This is a genomic window from Fictibacillus sp. B-59209 (genome assembly GCF_036216745.1).
GTDB classification, from domain to species: domain Bacteria; phylum Bacillota; class Bacilli; order Bacillales; family Fictibacillaceae; genus Fictibacillus_C; species Fictibacillus_C marinisediminis.
The window spans coordinates 1-510 of the sequence record NZ_JARMMC010000050.1; the positions used below are offsets into that span (position 1 = coordinate 1).

Below are 510 nucleotides of genomic sequence, written 5' to 3' on the forward strand. Positions count from 1 at the left end.
CTTCCGCTTTCCATCTTTAAAAATAAAATGGTCCTCGGAACAAGTATCGTTGTGTTTTGCCAAGGTGCAATCATGTTCTCGGCCATCACCTACTTGCCTATTCTTTCGGTGGCTGTCATCGGGAACGAAAACTCAAACAGCGTACTGACGCCGATGATGTTTCCGATCATGGTTGGGGCTATAACAGCTGGTTTCCTTTGTACCAAATTACGCTTCCGCACAATCATGGCGTTTGCGATGGGTGTTGGGATCATCGAAGCTTACTTGCTCGGAACCATTACGCACGAAACGGCGAACTGGGTCGTAACGGGAGTCATGATCGGACTCGGCCTCCTCGTTCTTGGGCCGCTCATGAGCGTTTCGCAAAATGCTGTCGCTCAGTCCGTTGATCGTAAATACATCGGGATTGCCTCTTCTGTCGTCGGGTTCTGGCGAAGCATCGGCGGTGTAATGGGGGCTGCCATTACCGCTACGATCGTAAACAATGATCTAAAAGACAAAATGAAGGAA

The 510-nt window shown here is 49.4% G+C and carries 1 protein-coding gene; it reads left to right on the top strand.

The window, feature by feature from the left end; translation table 11 throughout:
- On the top strand, positions 1-510 hold a 510-nt coding region (locus tag P4361_RS23120), incomplete at both ends, for an MFS transporter (protein ID WP_328091233.1).